Origin of the sequence: Sulfuricaulis sp., assembly GCF_024653915.1 — a bacterium.
Taxonomy (GTDB): Bacteria; Pseudomonadota; Gammaproteobacteria; order Acidiferrobacterales; family Sulfurifustaceae; genus Sulfuricaulis.
On the sequence record NZ_JANLGY010000028.1, the window covers coordinates 54,968 to 70,956 of the forward strand.

Below are 15,989 nucleotides of genomic sequence, written 5' to 3' on the forward strand. Positions count from 1 at the left end.
TCATGGGCACCGGCACTGTTGTTTCTCTGTCATCCCGACTCGGCCGCCTATACAATTCATCGATAGGACCTGGAAAACACCATGAAAAAAGCAGTGGCAGGGAAGCCCGTTCCCGACGCGGAATTGCAGACCACCGGCGGCAAAGCCCTCCGCCTGCACGATCTCAAGGGCAAATACGCGGTGCTGTATTTCTACCCCAAGGACGACACCCCCGGCTGCACCCTGGAAGGCCAGGATTTCCGCGACCGGCACAGCCAGTTCAAGAAACTCAAGGCCGAGATTTACGGCGTGTCGCGCGACAGTCTCGCCTCGCACGAAAAATTCAAGGCCAAGTTCAAATTCCCCTTCGAACTCATTTCCGATGAGGGCGAGAAACTCTGCCGCTTGTTCGACGTCATCCGCGAAAAAAGTCTTTACGGGAAAAAATACATGGGCGTGGATCGCAGCACTTTCATCCTCGACAAGGACGGCGTACTGCAAAAGGAATTCCGCAGCGTCAAGGTAAAAGGGCACGTCGACGAAGTCATTGAGGAAATCAGGAAACTGCAACCCCCGTTATCAAAGCGTCAATGACCACCAAAAGAAAAATCTTCGTCGTCGACACCAACGTCCTTGTCCACGATCCGGCCTCAATTCTGCGTTTCAAGGAACACGATGTGGTCATTCCCATCGTGGTGCTGGAAGAGCTCGACAATATCAAGGTTGGCATGTCCGAAGTCGCCCGCAACGTGCGCCAGGTCAGTCGCCTGCTGGACGAGCTGGTGGAAAAAGCCAATGGCGATATCAGCCACGGCATCAAGCTGCCTTCGGTTTCCAAGGACTTCGAGACCGGGCATCTCTTCTTTCACATGGAAGAGCCGCGCAGCCCCCTGCCGTTCGGTCTTTCCGGCCGCAGCGCGGACAATGCCCTGCTCGCCATCACGCTCGACCTGGGCAAAAGCCATCCGGACCGACAAACTATTCTGGTCTCGAAGGATATTAACCTGCGTCTCAAGGCGCGCGCGCTCGGCATGCTCGCCGAGGACTACACCAACGATCAGGTGCTGGATGATACGAATCTGCTGTTTTCCGGAGCGGAAAAACTGGCTGCTGATTTCTGGGAAAAACACAGCAAGAACATGGAGTCCTGGAAAGAGGAAGGCCGCACGTTCTACCGCCTGCGCGGACCCAAGGCTCGCACCTGGCTCCCCAACCAGTTTTTGTACATTAACGGTACAAACACCGATAAAAGCTTCGAAGCCGTGGTGCGGCGTATTGAAAACGATTCCGCCATCATCGAAGTCGTCAAGGATTTTGCCGCGGATCGCAATAAAGTCTGGGGCATCAGTGCCCGCAACCGCGAGCAGAATTTTGCCTTCAACCTGCTCATGGACCCGGAGGTCGATTTCGTCAGTCTGCTCGGTCAGGCCGGCACCGGCAAGACACTGCTCACGTTAGCCGCCGCCTTAATGCAAACGCTGGAATCCAAGCGCTACACGGAAATCATCATGACGCGCATGACGGTGCCGGTCGGCGAGGACATCGGTTTCCTGCCCGGCACCGAAGAGGAAAAGATGGGGCCGTGGATGGGAGCGCTCGAGGACAACCTGGACGTACTGCAGGAAACCGCCACACAGGAACACGGCGCTTGGGCGCGTGCCGCCACGCACGACCTGCTGCGCCACCGCATTCGCATCAAGTCGCTCAACTTCATGCGCGGACGTACGTTCCTGAAGAAATTTCTGATCATCGACGAGGCGCAAAACCTGAGCCCGCATCAGATCAAAACCCTTGTTACCCGCGCCGGCCCCGGCAGCAAAATCGTCTGCCTTGGCAACATCGCCCAGATCGACACGCCTTATCTCACCGAAACCACCTCGGGTCTGACTTACGTGGTGGATCGCTTCAAGCAGTGGGAACACAGCGGGCACATCACACTGCAGCGCGGCGAGCGCTCGCGCCTGGCGGATTACGCATCGGAAATTCTCTGATTAAGGCGGCAAGAGAAAATCAATCTTCATTCTTCACGGTCAGCTTTTCGTAGCTCAATCGAAACAGAATTTCCATCTCCTCGATCACTTGGACCGCCTCCCTCCCCTGCACAAGATGCTGCGTCATCAGCTCTGAAGTCTGGTTGAGCAGTTTCCGGGCGTCCAGCATCGGGTAAGTTACGCGCAGGCGTTTGACGGCCTTGACCACGGTTTCCCCGGCGGGACGGGGAATATCGAGTGGTTTCGGGATTTCCACGGCAGCGATATTTTTAACCGGCTCGAGCCCGTCGACGCCATGACGTATAAGCAGAAATTCGGCGAATTCCAGCAGTGCTCCGGCCTGCGCGGCGGGAAGACTTTTCAGTATCTCCGTCAGGCGCTTTTCAGTTCCGTCTGTCATGCGAATCGACGGAGGTTATTGCGCGGAGCGCTTTTCGCAATGTTCATGCGCAAAGTCCATGAATTCGTCCATCGCGCGCAAACGGAATTTCTGCCGCTGAAAGACGAGGGAAAAAGGCCGCTCGAGCTGCGGCTCGAGTGGGCGCACCGCCAGCGTGCCCAACTTCAGTTCCTTCACCACCGTCGCCTGCGAAACGATGGAAACACCCAGGCCCGCTTCGACCGCGCTCTTGACCGCCTCGGGGTTGCCGACCTCAAGATTGATGTTAAGGTCGTTCATCTCCATGTTGTTCTTCGCGAGGTATTCGTTGATGAAGTCGCGCGTACCCGATCCCTCCTCGCGGCAAACAAACGGCAGTCCCAACAGGTCTTCCGCCGTGATTTTCAATTTTTTGGTCAGGGGGTGCTGCGGAGGGCAGATGAACACGAGCTTGTCGTGCCAACAGACCTCCACCACGAGATTCTTGTTAGCAATCGGCGACTCGACAATGCCCACGTCCACGGAATTGTCCTCGACCATGTGAACAATCCCCACGGAATTCGACACCTTGAGGCGAATATTGATCCCTGGATGTTTTTCCTTGAATTCGCCGAGCAGGCTCGGGAGCGTGTATTCCGCGATGGTCGTGCTGGCGCCAATGATCAGAATACCGCTGACGTCGCCCGTCAGCTCGCGCACCCGGATATCCATCTCCGAATAGAGCGCGACGATGCGTTCTGCGTATTCGAAGACGCGTTCACCCGCGGCCGTAAGACTGATGCGATTGTGGGTACGGTCGAACAAGCGCGTGTTGAAATACTCCTCCAACTGCCGGATCTGAAACGTTACGGCCGGCTGCGTCATGTGCAACGTCTCCGCCGCCTTGGTGAAGCTCAGCAGCCGCGCCACGGTGTGAAAAACCTGCAGTCTGCGATCCGCCATCGGATTATCTCGTTCGCCCTGATAGGCCGTTAGAAACTAGGAATGCGAATTATGCAGGACAGCGCGCTTAACTCAAAGCCGACTCAGAGTTTGTATTAAAATGAAAACCAAGGATCCTAAACCACGGGGGACACGGGGAAAAACAAATAGACCCGGTCTTATTCCTTGATCCTTTTGGTCATCCCCGTGCTCCCCGTGGTTCCAAGGTTTTATTGGTGCTGTTAGGCGTATCCTTCCAGTTTAAGTTTGAGATCGGTCGGACTGGTCGCGTAGAACAAGGCAGTCTCTTCATCGATGTGGCCCTGCTTTACCAGACTGAGCAACGAGCTGTCGAAATCCAACATGCCTTCGGCCTGAGTTCCCTTGCGGACGAGATCGCCCAATTCCTTGATTTTGAGCGGATCGAGAATGTATTCGCGTGCGAGCGCCGAGACCGTCATGACCTCGCAGGCCACGATACGCCCCTGGTTGTTCTTGCGCGGCAGCAGCCGCTGGCTCACGACACCGCGCAGGTTCTGGGCAAGCTTGGCACGGATACCGACCTGTGCCTCCGGTGAAAAGCTGGTGACGATGCGCGAAATCGTATCGGCCGCTCCCGGCGAGTGCACCGTCGAGAATACAAGATGACCGGTTTCCGCCGCCGTCATGGCTGTTTCAATGGTTTCCGGATCGCGCATCTCACCCAGCAGAATCACATCCGGGTCTTCGCGCAGGGCGGCGCGCATGGCCTCGGCGAAGGTGTTGGTGTCGATGCCGACTTCGCGCTGGGTGATGATCGAGCGTTTTTCGGAAAACAGGAATTCGACCGGGTCCTCGATGGTGATGATGTGTTCGCTGCGCGAAAGATTAATGCTGTTGATGAGCGAGGCCAGTGTCGTGGATTTGCCGGAACCGGTGGAGCCCGTGAGCAACACCAGGCCGCGCTCCATTTTCGTGAACGCCAACACGATTTCAGGCAGGAACAATTCCTCGGGCGTAGGGATGCTGGTACTGATGACGCGCAACACCATGCCGATCGAACCGCGTTGATAAAAAATGTTGGCGCGTACGCGGCCGATGTCCTTGAAACCGATGGAAAGGTCCACCTGGTGAGCTTTCTCGAATATGGCCAATAAACGCGCCGACATCATGGTGCGCGATAACCGATCCATGAAATCAGGCGGCAGCGGCGGAATCTCGCGCAGGGCGCGCAGGTTGCCGTCCACCCGCAGGATCGGATGATTGCGCGTACGTAAATGAATATCCGAGGCATTGACACGCACCGCATGCGCCAGCACCTGGCTGAGCAGCTTCAGCGGATCGGTCGTGCTGCTGATCGAAGCGGTTGCTCGATCAACCTCCGCCGGATTGGAGCCGATATTTGGATTGGTGGATTCGGACATAACTACCTTAAATGGATGTCTTCTGTGTCTAGTTTAGATCATCCTGTCGTTTACGCGACCAAACCATCGTTAAAAACCCAAGCCTTAAACCACGGGGCACATGGGAAGAGAAAAGTACCCGAAACACAGGAAGGCCCTTTCTTTTGCAGCTCTTGCCCTTCCCCGTGTTCCCCCGTGGTTCGAGTTCATTTTGTTATGGGTCCTTATAAAAAAACAGACACGCCAGGGCGTGTCTGTTTATTCACTGCGCCGACTCGCCTCCTGGCAGATTCAGCCAGGAAGCCCGGAGAGACAACTACATATCGCGCTTGAATCCCGCGACCGCTTCGAGGGCCACCTGTATCCCCCACGGCGCCGTCATGATCTTGGTGAAGCCATTCGAGCCGGCCATTTTTGTATCGGGGAAATTCAGTGCGATGCGATAACGTGCCCGTAACGCGATCACACGGCCACCATCCACCATCAATTCATACGGCAGATAGGCCGTGTGCTTCAGGTCCTGATAGTCGACGATATCAATAATTTCCTTGTCAGTGTCCTTGTTGCCCTTGTCAATACCGTCACCCTTGGGAATCGACACGCCAAACACGCTGATCTGCTTTCCCGGCAGATCAATCCGGTAGACTTTCTTGGTGCCGCCAAGACCTGCGGCCAGATTTTTTTCCACGCTATCCACCGCGGTTTTGTAATCCGGATGTTCCATAAAAAAATCTACATCCTTGAAGTACGGCATGAACATGGCATACCGGTACTGGCCCGGTCCCAGCCTTTCTTCTTCGATGCCGTTCTCCGAGCCGAACGACTTTACGACGCCGAGTGCCGCTTTCATTTTGGCAGAGACAGTTTCAAGCTTGCCCAAACCATAGGCCGTCCCGATATAGGCCGGATTAACGTACGACACCTGGATTTTTCCCTTGACGTCGGTCACCGATACGCGTTGAGCGGCGCCAAATCCGCCGTTGAAGGCCTTGGCGGCAGCTGTTTTCAATTCATTGTTGGTGACGCAAATCACGGTGGCGCCGGCAAATGGCGAATAGCTGCCGACGATCTCAAATCCCGCTGCGGTCACCTTCAATTTCACCGCATCTGCCACCTGCTTCACATCGCCGGGAAGCGCATCGCCCAATATAAAGGGTTTGAGCGCCTCGGCTGCCGCCTGCGACGACAGACACAGGAAAGCGCTAATCAGCACGAGAAATCTGCTTGTAACACGGATCCACATGGTTCTCACCTCCGAATTCAAACAAAAGGGCTGGAATTGCTTCCAGCCCTTTAAGCTTAGGTTACATCATGCTTTTTCAATAAATCCGCATACAGGTTGTGCCTGTACGCCTCGGATTGGGATTAAAAACCCCATCCCCAGCTCATTGAAAATGCGTTCTGAGACATTTTAAGTTCGGACGTACCGCCACCAAACGCAGCTAACACTGGACCTGTCTGTTTGCCCTCAAAGGCATGCATATAAGCAAAGTTGACCTCGCTGCTCTTCCCTGTGTGCATCGTTGCGCCCAAGGTCAGATGATCCTCAACCACGGCAGGCGCGATGATGTTAAACAGCAGTTGAGAGTCTGGAATTGGGCTGCTTCCATGATTCCAGCCGGCCCTCAACATCCATTCATTACTGTACTTGTAATCAAACCCGAGCTTGACGACGGTCTGATCTTTCCAGCCAAAACCCGCTCCTCCATCATTGCCAAGAGTAGTTGCGCCAGAAGGCGCTGCGTCTAGTGGGTTGGCGATCGACTTAACAGAACCATATTCGATTTTTTGCACATCAAGGGCGACATTCATTTTGGGATTCATCTTAATGGCCATACCCACCGCATAATTTGCCGGGATGTCGAAATCACCCTGCTCTGCGAAAAGACCTTTATATTTGTCAAACTTACTCATGGCGATCTTGGACGCATATGTTGCACCCAAGGTCACGGTGGGGCTTACGTTGCCCGTCCAGCCGATACGAACACCCGTACCCGTCGCACTATCATAACCATTGTTGGTCAGCTTTGTACTGTCAGTTGAGTTGCCACCGAAAGCTTCAAGGCCGGTAGCCTTGAAGCGCTGGTAACCCAGCAGCAGTGAAGCACCAAAGGCATTATCCTTATTCAGCTTCGTTGACCAGGTTGGGGCAATGATGAGTTGTGCCAGATCCACACCTAGCGGTGAGGTACCTGCGCCCAGTCCTAAAAAGGTATTCGTTTTGTATTCGGTGTTCATACCACCGTTGCCGTATACCGACACGCCGATACTGGTGTTGGCGTCAAGCATGGTATTAAAACCACCTTCCGGCACGAAAAAGAAATCACCGTCGCTCTCATTCTTTCCCGTAGACAATGATCCACCCACAGATTCCTGGCTTCTCGGCGAGGGATTGAATAACTGCACACCAACATCTTTGCGAGCGCCAACCATAACCATACCTGCAGGATTGGTCGCAGCGGCCAGTGAGTCCTGCGGATATGCCACACCGGCACCCGCCATACCAAAGGCCTTGACGCCGTATCCATGGGCAAAGTAACCGTTCGTAGCAAATGCCGCGGGTGCTGCCACCGCCGCCGCTACTGCCAAAGCCAGAACCACATTTCGTTTCATGCCCGACATGTCATCTTCCTCCGCAAAGTTAAGGAGCCTCATGCCCCCGAAATTAAATACAAAAACCTGATGCGTGAAACCGGAATTGCCTTGCGGCTAAACCCGCTCCGGCGTTTGCATGATTCAGAATTTAAAACCCCGTTGGTTACGTCGGCATAAGCCGTTGTGTGTACCGCAACAAACGTCTCTGAGTTGCAACACTTGCACTTATGCTGGAAGTAAAGATGACGCCGGAGAAATGTCAAATACCTAATGTTATTGGTAGGAAATACAGATAAGCCCTTGAATATTAGCTTTTTCTAATGGTCTGGCAGGGCAGAAAACGATGCCTGCGCGGATTACTGCGACCTTTCATTCCTCATAAGTAGAAATGTCCTCCCCCCGCATTTGTCGCTGCACCTTTTCAATGTCGGCGGCATTCAGGGCGAAGGGAAATGAGCGGATATCCGCCGGCATGGAATCGCCATAAGGACGGTTGCAGGCCGAAACATCGTCCTGGCGACCGGGGCAACCGGAAGTCTGAAACGGTTTCCCGGATTGCATGATCGCTTCCAGGGCTTCCTTATCAAACCCGTAATCAGACAACTTGCCCGAGGCGTCGAACTGCATCCGGCTGAAGTGACCCCCGGCGTAATCCATAAGGTATCGCGCCAGTTGCACCCGCCGCCACTGATCCCGCGGCACCGGTTCCCAGTCCTCCATCAGCGAACCGCGCTCGGGGAAGAACGCGAACATGTGATTGTGCCCACCCATGTCACAAATCCGCTGCGCCACCTCAAGTATCTCCTGTTCAGTTTCGCCCATGCCGCATATAAGGTGTGCACCAAAATTCTCCGGCCCATAGATTTCGGCAGCCCATTCGAGCGTGCGCCAGTATTTCTCCCACTTGTGCGGACTGTCCACGCCCTTCCCGCGGGTACGGTCAAAGATTTCAGGCGTTACCGCATCCAGCGCTACCGTGAAAATATCGGCGCCCAGATCATGCATGCGCACGAGGTCGTCGTAATCCAGCGTCGTGGGGTTGGAGAGAATCGAAACCGGGATTTGCGGTACCTCTCGCACCCATTTTTCCAACAGGATAAAAGTATCGTCATTAGAGTCGGGGTGGCTGATCATGGAGATACACATGCGCTCGAACTGGTCCTTGTCCTCGCTCTTTTTGACACGCGCGATCACTTCGTCGTAATGCACTGCCGGCCAGTCGACGCGGATGAAATTGCGGTCGGCATAGTCACGCGTCTCCTCCCGGTGACGCGCCAGACCGCAGTAGGCGCAATTGGCGCGGCAACCTTCCGGATACGTTACCAGCAGATTAAGACAATGCGTGCAGGCCGTACGATGCATCTGACCATCGATCAAGCCCAGGGTGATGGCCGCAGCGGTGGACAACTGCACGTATTCCGGCGAACGCATTGCCGGCGTCTTGATATGGTAATTCGGACGATAAAACGTGACAGGTATCGAATCGATATCGGTGGCGGCGCTCATGCTGTCTCCTTGATATTCATCAAGCAAAATATTCACGAAAGGCAATCCAGCCACGACGCTGGACGGGGTCGTCGTTGGCCTGCGCGCTGCGCCAGTGGCGCGCGAGCTCCGCACGCCGCTCCACGGCGCGGGCCAACGTGGGTCCGTATTGTTCGCGCATGTCTTCGGCATAGCTTTCCAGCGCGCGGACATTGCCATCTATATACTCCACCGCGGCCAGCCCGGCGCGTTCACCCGACTGCACCGCGGCGGCGATGCCGGCGCCGGTGATGGGGTGTGTGAATCCCCCAGCGTCTCCGATGAAAAGGGTGTGCTTGTATACAAGGCGCTCACGCAAGCCGCCTACGGGAATGGCACCGCCAGTGCGCTGCATAACTTCCGGCCCCACCCGCCCCTGCCGGACGAGTTCCCCATGGAGATGTTCCAGCGGTGTTTTCAGGTCCGGTTTTAACTGGCGATCAATGCCAAGCCCCAGGTTGGCCAACCCTCCTTTCGGGAACAACCAGCCATAGCCGCCGGGAAATTCATCGGATAACCAGATATCGGTATCGGCATAGGCTGCTTTCAGCGGGACGGTATATTGGCGCGTCTGGATCACGGACAGGGGCGGCAATCCCAGCAGGCGCGCGACCGGGGAATGAGGGCCATCTGCCGCCATCAGAAGCTGATAGTGAATTTCGCTGCTGCGATCGTCATGGCGGACGCGCGCAATTCGCCGCGTAGCATCCAAGGCTACTAACCCGGTATCAATCATAATATCTGCACCTGCCGCCGCGGCACGCGCGGCCAGGGCGCGGTCAAAGGCGGCACGATCCACCATCAGGCCCGGGAAGGGCGATGGCGCCACGGTTCCTGAAGGAAGATAGGTTTTCATGCCCTCGATGTGCTGCGACAGAACGCCGTCATCACGGGCGTAATCCACCATGGGGCCGGGTATGAACTCCGCACATTGCACCGGCTCGCCGATGCGTTTCTTCCTTTCGACCACGAGTACCCGATATCCCGCTTTCGCGGCACGCCATGCCGCCGCCGAACCGCCCGGCCCGGCTCCCACCACCAGCACATCTACTGTCTTAATCTCTGAAATATGAGTTTTCACCACAGAGGGCGCAGAGATCGCAGAGATTTTCCGGTTTACATTCATGATTTTTCTCTGCGTACTCCGTGTTCTCTGCGGTAGATAATCATATAAATCAGAACTTCAGTCATGGCGTCACACCTCCGGCTACAGGAACGGATTCCGCGGTAAGCGCAACCAGTGCATTTTCGATTGTTTGGGAGAAATCTTCCGGGCGCAGCCGCAACATCTCCACCGGGTAACGTCTGAAAAACTCATTCACGGTATGGCGATATGCCGTCAGTGAGGAATCGCGCAACGCCGCTTCGAGATCCACGATCATGCGTTTGGGGTTGACGAAAAAATCACCCGTGAACCAGGCCTGCTTGATCCGGTTGGCTGGCTTATCCACGGCAAGCACCACTCGCATTAATCCACCGTCAGCCTTGTACAGTCCTTCAAGGATCGGCGCATCGGTCAAGGGGCGACTGACAAGATTGATCCAGTCCGGATGATCTATTTCTGCCAGGGCCTGAATGAATTTTTCCTGTTCGGGTCCGCTCATGGTTGCCACCGGTTCGAACTCGACACCGAAGCCTTCGGCGAAGGATTGCGCCAGAGACTCCATGACTGTTTCCCTCTCCGGCGCGACGCCAAGCAGGTCCTTCAAATTAGCCACGCGCTCACGCGCCGAGGCGATGGCCTTGTCGGACAATTTCTCCACCGGGATACGCAGCACGCGCAGCATCTTCTCGATATCGAAATCGATCAGTAGCGTCCCCTGGTACATGATCGAATCGCCCTCGAAAGCACCGCCGGTGCCGGAGATTTTTCGGCCGTTGACCTCGATGTCATTGCGCGGGCGAAACTGCGCATCCACGCCGAGACGGCGCATCCCGGCGGCTGCCATTTCGCAGATGCGCCGGGAGATTTCCTGCATGTCGGCCGTGCCCAGCACGCGCCGGTGGAGATACAGCTCCCAGCCGATCTGGGTTTCGTCAAAATAAATCGCGCCCCCACCAGTGATGCGCCGCTGGATGGCAATCCCGTGCGTCGCGCAATAATCCGTACGCAGCTCCTGTTCCACACTCTGATGAAAACCGACGAGTGCGCTCGGCTGGAAGCGCAGGAAACGCAGCGTGTGCGGGATCAGCCCCTCCTGATGCGCGTCGAGCATGGCGCGGTTGATGGCGATGTTTTCTGCTGCCGGTCGTAACCCGGTGTCGATCAGGCGCCAACGATCGCGAGAAGAAGCAGTCATGTGCCGCAGCAGCCTCCGGTTCCTTCACTGACCACCTGGATTCCTTTCAGGCGGCGCCGTTGTTGCTCTTGTTTGAGGATGGTCTGAATATCGAGCGTGAGGCTCTTGTCCTCCGTCTCGAGCGCCATGACCTCCTCGCCCACGGCAATGGAACAGCAGGCCGGCGTCACCCGTACCGGACGCCCCAGCCGCGCGGCCAACTCGACCATCCCGTCCGATGGATGAGCCATGCCGTTGAGGCCGGCCATGATGGCGTATGTGTCGATAATCGTCTTGGCCGCCCCCGGCGGGCGGGCGCAGCCGAGGAGGAGCGGAATATCCGGCAACGTCTCGCGCACCTCGAGGAAAAACCGGCCCACCTCGTGGGGATCGGGTGTGATGAAAGGGCGCTTGGGGGTGGCATACATTGGCATGACCACCACCAGCACCAGCGCATCGGGCTGGTGACGACGGATTATTTCGAGCGCGTTCCGTTCACCCAGCAGGCGCCCATAGTGCAGCCCGATGACAATATGGGGCACCACTTTCATTTTTGTGGCCACCAGGGTTTCGAGCGTACGCTCGAAGTCCGCGACCGGGCGCTTGAGATGATAGACCTGCGTGATGGTCTCCTGCGCACCTATCACGTCCATCATGGCAACGTCGATGCCGGCATCCTCCATGCGCTGCGCAGCGCCGGTATCCACCAGCGCCGTGTGCACGGCAATTTTAAAAGACGGCCACGTATCCTTGACACGACGGACGACGGGATAATAAGGATCGTATTCGACTTCGTTGCGATGATTGGAGCCGCCCGTCAACAACATACCCTGAGCGCCGCCAGCAACAAGGCCTTCGACCGCTGTCCACAATTGCTCCGGCGTGCGCGCCGCGGTCATCGGCTCGAGAATCTTCGCCTTGCAGTGATCACACTGGAGTTTGCAGTCGGAACCGGTGATGGAAATTGCCGGCCAGGCATTGCGCCCGCAGCCTTTGATTTCCGATGTCTGAAACGATTTGAAAGTGGGAGTATAGAAATGAATGCCGGGTTGAGGAGAAGACAGGCGCGACCGACGCCTCTCAAGCTCGGCAACGAGATCGTCCTGCAAGGCCAAGCCTTCCAGTGTCTCGATACTCTCCGCAATGTGCCGCCATTTCGTCATGCACTGCCTCGTGCAAGCCGTGGTGAAATCAATTCCGCCTGGGGTCCTTAACAGCCCTTGAAACCATCGGCCTGCATCTTGGCCTCAAATGAGGTCATGGCCGCCGCACCGGTCTTGAGGCTGGTAATATCCGCATCCCAATTGGATGGTTTCACCTTCACCACCCAGCCCTGGGCATAGGGATCCTGGTTGATAGTGCCGGGTTTGGCCGAGACCGCCTCATTCACCGCCACCACTTCGCCTGCCACCGGTGTCTTCACCGGCCCCACCCACTTGCCGGATTCCACGGTGGCGCAGGATTTGTCCTTTTCAACTGCCTTGCCGATCTTCTTCGGTGTGTAGGAAACGATTTCACCCGCCAGCGAGCAGGCATAGGCGGTCAAACCAACGGTGACATTGCCATCCGCTTCACGCTTTGCCCAAACATTGCTTTCCACGTTGTACATCAAGTCATCGGGAAGATTGCATCCTCTTACTGCGCCCATGTCCGGCCTCCTGCTGTGTGTTGAAGAGTGTTGCCTGTACGTCGATGCCACGGAGAAGAATAGGCCCGTCTCTACCTCAAAGTATTGACGCGCCTCAAATTCTGCACACGCCACTGCCGCATAAACAACAAAGGGGCGCCCATGGCGCCCCTTGTTCCAGCTCATCTCTCGGAAGACCGACGCTTCGACTGTGATCGATGCGCATCTCCCTCCCTCTCCCGGGGGTAAACGTCCCTAGTTAAGAATCCTACTCGTCATTCCCGGCAACGGATTACTTTGTTGCAGGATTTACGCCTTCTTCAATATGAAGGTGTATTCGCCGTTGGCTTCGTTGGACTCCATCAATTGGTTGCCCGTTTGCTTGGCAAACGCCTGAAAATCCTTCACCGAACCCGGATCGGTTGCAATGATGCGCAGCGTCTGACCGGTGGTCAGAGTGTTTAGCGCTTTCTTGGCGCGCAGAATCGGGAGCGGGCAGTTAAGCCCGCGTGCATCTAGATCTTGATCAGCCATTATTCCTCCTCGAAAAAACGAAATATCTGAATAGTGATTAGCAGTCTGAGGGCGACATATTATAGATTTCTTATTTAGTATCAAACAGGCTGCTCAAAGCAGCCGAACAACCAATATCCCTGAAATATCCTGATTCTGGAGCATGGCCCGGGGAACAAATCTCAACTTCTACGCTCTCATTAGTCAGGATAAGCTATTGAAATACAGGGATTTAGCCACCATTCAGTCTGGAATCGCGGCGTTTACGCGCAACACAAGCTCTGGCGCGGCAGACCTGAACCCACATCAGCGGCCACGAGGGGCGATAAACCACCTCAAACAGCTTGGGCCGCCAACCACCGGCGGTTTGTCCCGGAGAACGGCAACAGGTAAAGATATATCGACGGTTTATGGGCTACTTCTGAATCGATGTTTTTGAATTATCGCCATACAATGAAAAACATGCTTCGCACAACATGGCGGGTGTTACTGGCGGCAAGTCTGTTGTATCCGACCGGCCATCTCCCTGCCTACGCCGACAACACCAACCTTCCCGATCTGGGCGATGAATCCATTGCGGTGATTTCACCCGCGCAGGAACGCAAGCTGGGCGAAGACCTGATGCGCCAAGCACGCCGGACCCTGGCGTTCATGAACGATCCGGAGATCAGCGAATATATCCAGTCGCTCGGCCAGCGACTGGTATCGCACAGTGACAATCCGAAACAAGATTTCCGCTTTTTCGTCATCGACAATCCCAGTATCAACGCCTTTGCCGTGCCCGGCGGATTTATCGGCGTACACACCGGCTTGATTCTGGCCACCCAGAGCGAGGCCGAGCTGGCCTCGGTGCTGGCGCATGAAACTGCCCACATCACGCAACGACATATCCCGCGACTGATCGCGGAATCACAGCGCACCACGCTCCCGGCCCTGGCCGCGGTGCTGGCGGGCATCCTGCTGGCCAGCTCCGGCCATCAAGGTGGCGAGGCGGCAATTGCGCTCACCAGTGCCGCGGTCGCCCAGAAAGGAATCAATTACACACGCACATTCGAAGAGGAAGCGGACCGCATCGGCATGCAGATTCTTGCGCAATCCGGCTTCGACCCGCGCGCCATGCCGGCATTTTTCGAGCAGATGCAGAATCTCAACCGGCTAAACGACACCAATCTTCCGGAATTTCTACGCACGCATCCAGTCACCACCAACCGCATTGCCGACTCACGCAACCGCGCCGAGAAATTCAAGGTGCGCCGTGCATCCGAGAGCAGCGACTTCCAGCATGTGCGCGCGAAAATTCGCGCATTGGCCCCCGGCAATCAGGAAGAAATTGTGCGTGGATTCAGGGAAAACCTGGCGCAAGGAAAGTATTTCAATGCAGAAGCCGAACGCTATGGTTATGCCGTGGCACTGCTGCGCGTACGACAGCTCGCGACAGCGCGCGCGGAGGTTCAGAAACTTGTTAAAAAACAGCCGAACCGGATTTCTTACCGCATACTTCAGGCGGAAACAGAGATGTCGGCAGAGAACTACAAACAGGCGCAGGCCATCTACGTCGATGCCTACGCCAAGGCCCCCGCGAATGCCACGCTGATACAGAATTATGCCAGCGCCCTGCTCAAAACCGGGAAACACCGTCAGGCCAGGGATCTGCTCAAAAACGCCCTGCAACGCCGGCCGGAGGATCCTGAGCTATACCGAATGCTGGCACAGGCCGCGGGCGGCAGCGGCGCCCACTACGAGGCCCACAAGGCCATGGCCGAACACTATTACCTGAGCGGTAATCCCAACGCAGCGATCGAACAACTCCAGCTTGCCACCCGTTTCGCGGGTGACAATTTTTACCTGCAATCCAGCCTCGAAGCCAGAATGGCCGCTATCAAGGAAGAAATTGCCGTCTACCAGAAAAAATAACGGGCCCGATAAAACGGGGAATATTTTCCTGCAACGGTGCGTCTAAATGGCGGTACTGAATACCGCCTGTATTCAGAATACGTGCAATAGTATAGATACAGGCTGGGCTTCATTAATAGGTGCTTATTTACATTAATGTAAGCGGCCAAATATTTAATTTAAGGGGCTTGTCATTCCCGGTGAGAGAGGTATCCTGTTTTCCCCCATGCATGTTTGGGGCTGGGTGGGTCTCTATTGAGAGTCCCTTGGCAATCGCAGAATCAAGGTTGATTACAGCCGCATCGTTAAACAGACAACAGCAGGAGGAGCAATGCAGAAAATCACCCACATCGTTTTAACCGGCGGCGCCGCGGTGCTGTTGGGGCTGGGCTCATTGTTGGCCGCGCCTGCGGTGCTGGCAGCGGGTAAAGCACCGGACTCCAAGGTCTGCAAGGACAAAGACAATCCGCCCAAGGATGCCGTCACGCAGGGTGGATGCATCGTGCTCGACCGCCGCAAGGGCAATTGCATGGGTTGCCATCAAATTGCCGGGATCTCTTCCGGCAACATCGCCACCAAGATGGAAAACATGGCGCAGCGCTGGCCCGACAAGGCCAAGCTGCGCGCACAAATACATGATGCTTCCAAGACCAATCCGGACACGGTCATGCCCCCGTTTGGACGGCATCAGCTCCTGACATCGGATGAAATCGACAAGGTCGTGGAATTTATTCTCACGTTATGACATCCATCCTGCGCGCCCACACATCACGAAATCGTGCGCGGGTAATGAAATCAATTCAAATATATCGGAGGACCCCGTGACCCACCTTCCCCGCCGTCTCTTCCTCAAGAACACGCTCGCCACCGCCGTCTTGGTCGGTGTCGGCAGCACCGGCCTGTTCC

Annotated in this window: 15 protein-coding genes; 4 read left to right on the forward strand and 11 right to left on the reverse strand. The window is 56.0% G+C overall.

The features are described from left to right. Positions 1-81: 81 nt before the first annotated feature. The gene (locus NUV55_RS13395) at positions 82-573 is read left to right on the forward strand and encodes a peroxiredoxin (RefSeq protein WP_296673780.1); all 492 of its coding nucleotides are present in this window, start codon (positions 82-84) and stop codon (positions 571-573) included. Next, positions 570-1,970, forward strand: a complete 1,401-nt coding sequence (locus NUV55_RS13400; RefSeq protein ID WP_296673781.1) for a PhoH family protein — start codon at positions 570-572, stop codon at positions 1,968-1,970. Before NUV55_RS13395 ends, NUV55_RS13400 begins: the two co-directional genes overlap by 4 nt. Positions 1,971-1,989: 19 nt before the next feature. Here NUV55_RS13400 and NUV55_RS13405 read toward each other — a convergent pair whose 3' ends face one another. The 11 genes from NUV55_RS13405 to NUV55_RS13455 all read right to left on the reverse strand — a co-directional run bounded on the left by NUV55_RS13405 (position 1,990) and on the right by NUV55_RS13455 (position 13,211). Further along, entirely contained in the window at positions 1,990-2,370 is a 381-nt protein-coding gene (locus NUV55_RS13405; RefSeq protein ID WP_296673783.1) for a hypothetical protein, read from the reverse strand. A gap of 15 nt (positions 2,371-2,385) precedes the next feature. Next, the gene (locus NUV55_RS13410) at positions 2,386-3,291 is read right to left on the reverse strand and encodes a selenium metabolism-associated LysR family transcriptional regulator (RefSeq protein WP_296673784.1); all 906 of its coding nucleotides are present in this window, start codon (positions 3,289-3,291) and stop codon (positions 2,386-2,388) included. 221 nt (positions 3,292-3,512) lie between these two features. Continuing rightward, positions 3,513-4,673, reverse strand: coding sequence for a type IV pilus twitching motility protein PilT (locus NUV55_RS13415; protein WP_296673786.1), 1,161 nt, complete (start codon positions 4,671-4,673; stop codon positions 3,513-3,515). Positions 4,674-4,968: 295 nt separating this feature from the next. Then, positions 4,969-5,895 (reverse strand): hypothetical protein, encoded by a 927-nt coding sequence (locus NUV55_RS13420; RefSeq protein ID WP_296673788.1) that lies wholly within the window; start codon positions 5,893-5,895, stop codon positions 4,969-4,971. A gap of 122 nt (positions 5,896-6,017) precedes the next feature. Continuing rightward, entirely contained in the window at positions 6,018-7,274 is a 1,257-nt protein-coding gene (locus tag NUV55_RS13425; RefSeq protein ID WP_296673790.1) for an OmpP1/FadL family transporter, read from the reverse strand. Positions 7,275-7,616: 342 nt separating this feature from the next. Then, on the reverse strand, positions 7,617-8,753 hold the full coding sequence (locus NUV55_RS13430; protein WP_296673792.1) for a radical SAM protein: 1,137 nt from the start codon (positions 8,751-8,753) through the stop codon (positions 7,617-7,619). Between the two features lie 19 nt (positions 8,754-8,772). After that, complete coding sequence (locus NUV55_RS13435) at positions 8,773-9,897, reverse strand: NAD(P)/FAD-dependent oxidoreductase (protein WP_296673794.1); 1,125 nt, start codon at positions 9,895-9,897, stop codon at positions 8,773-8,775. 61 nt (positions 9,898-9,958) lie between these two features. Further along, positions 9,959-11,071: a lipoate--protein ligase family protein gene (locus NUV55_RS13440; RefSeq protein ID WP_296673795.1), complete on the reverse strand. Its 1,113-nt coding sequence runs from the start codon at positions 11,069-11,071 to the stop codon at positions 9,959-9,961. Beyond that, positions 11,068-12,213, reverse strand: coding sequence for a hypothetical protein (locus tag NUV55_RS13445; protein WP_296673797.1), 1,146 nt, complete (start codon positions 12,211-12,213; stop codon positions 11,068-11,070). The genes NUV55_RS13440 and NUV55_RS13445 overlap by 4 nt, the downstream gene beginning before the upstream one ends. 47 nt (positions 12,214-12,260) lie before the next feature. Continuing rightward, positions 12,261-12,698 carry a glycine cleavage system protein H gene (locus tag NUV55_RS13450; RefSeq protein WP_296673798.1) on the reverse strand — a complete coding sequence of 146 codons (438 nt, stop codon included), beginning with the start codon at positions 12,696-12,698 and terminating at the stop codon, positions 12,261-12,263. Between the two features lie 288 nt (positions 12,699-12,986). Then, complete coding sequence (locus NUV55_RS13455; RefSeq protein WP_296673800.1) at positions 12,987-13,211, reverse strand: sulfurtransferase TusA family protein; 225 nt, start codon at positions 13,209-13,211, stop codon at positions 12,987-12,989. A 441-nt stretch (positions 13,212-13,652) separates the two neighbouring features. Here NUV55_RS13455 and NUV55_RS13460 point away from each other — a divergent pair, with 441 nt between their 5' ends. Then, positions 13,653-15,104, forward strand: coding sequence for a M48 family metalloprotease (locus tag NUV55_RS13460; RefSeq protein ID WP_296673802.1), 1,452 nt, complete (start codon positions 13,653-13,655; stop codon positions 15,102-15,104). A gap of 310 nt (positions 15,105-15,414) precedes the next feature. Beyond that, positions 15,415-15,828 (forward strand): sulfur oxidation c-type cytochrome SoxX, encoded by a 414-nt coding sequence (gene soxX, locus NUV55_RS13465; RefSeq protein WP_296673803.1) that lies wholly within the window; start codon positions 15,415-15,417, stop codon positions 15,826-15,828. Positions 15,829-15,989: the final 161 nt, after the last annotated feature.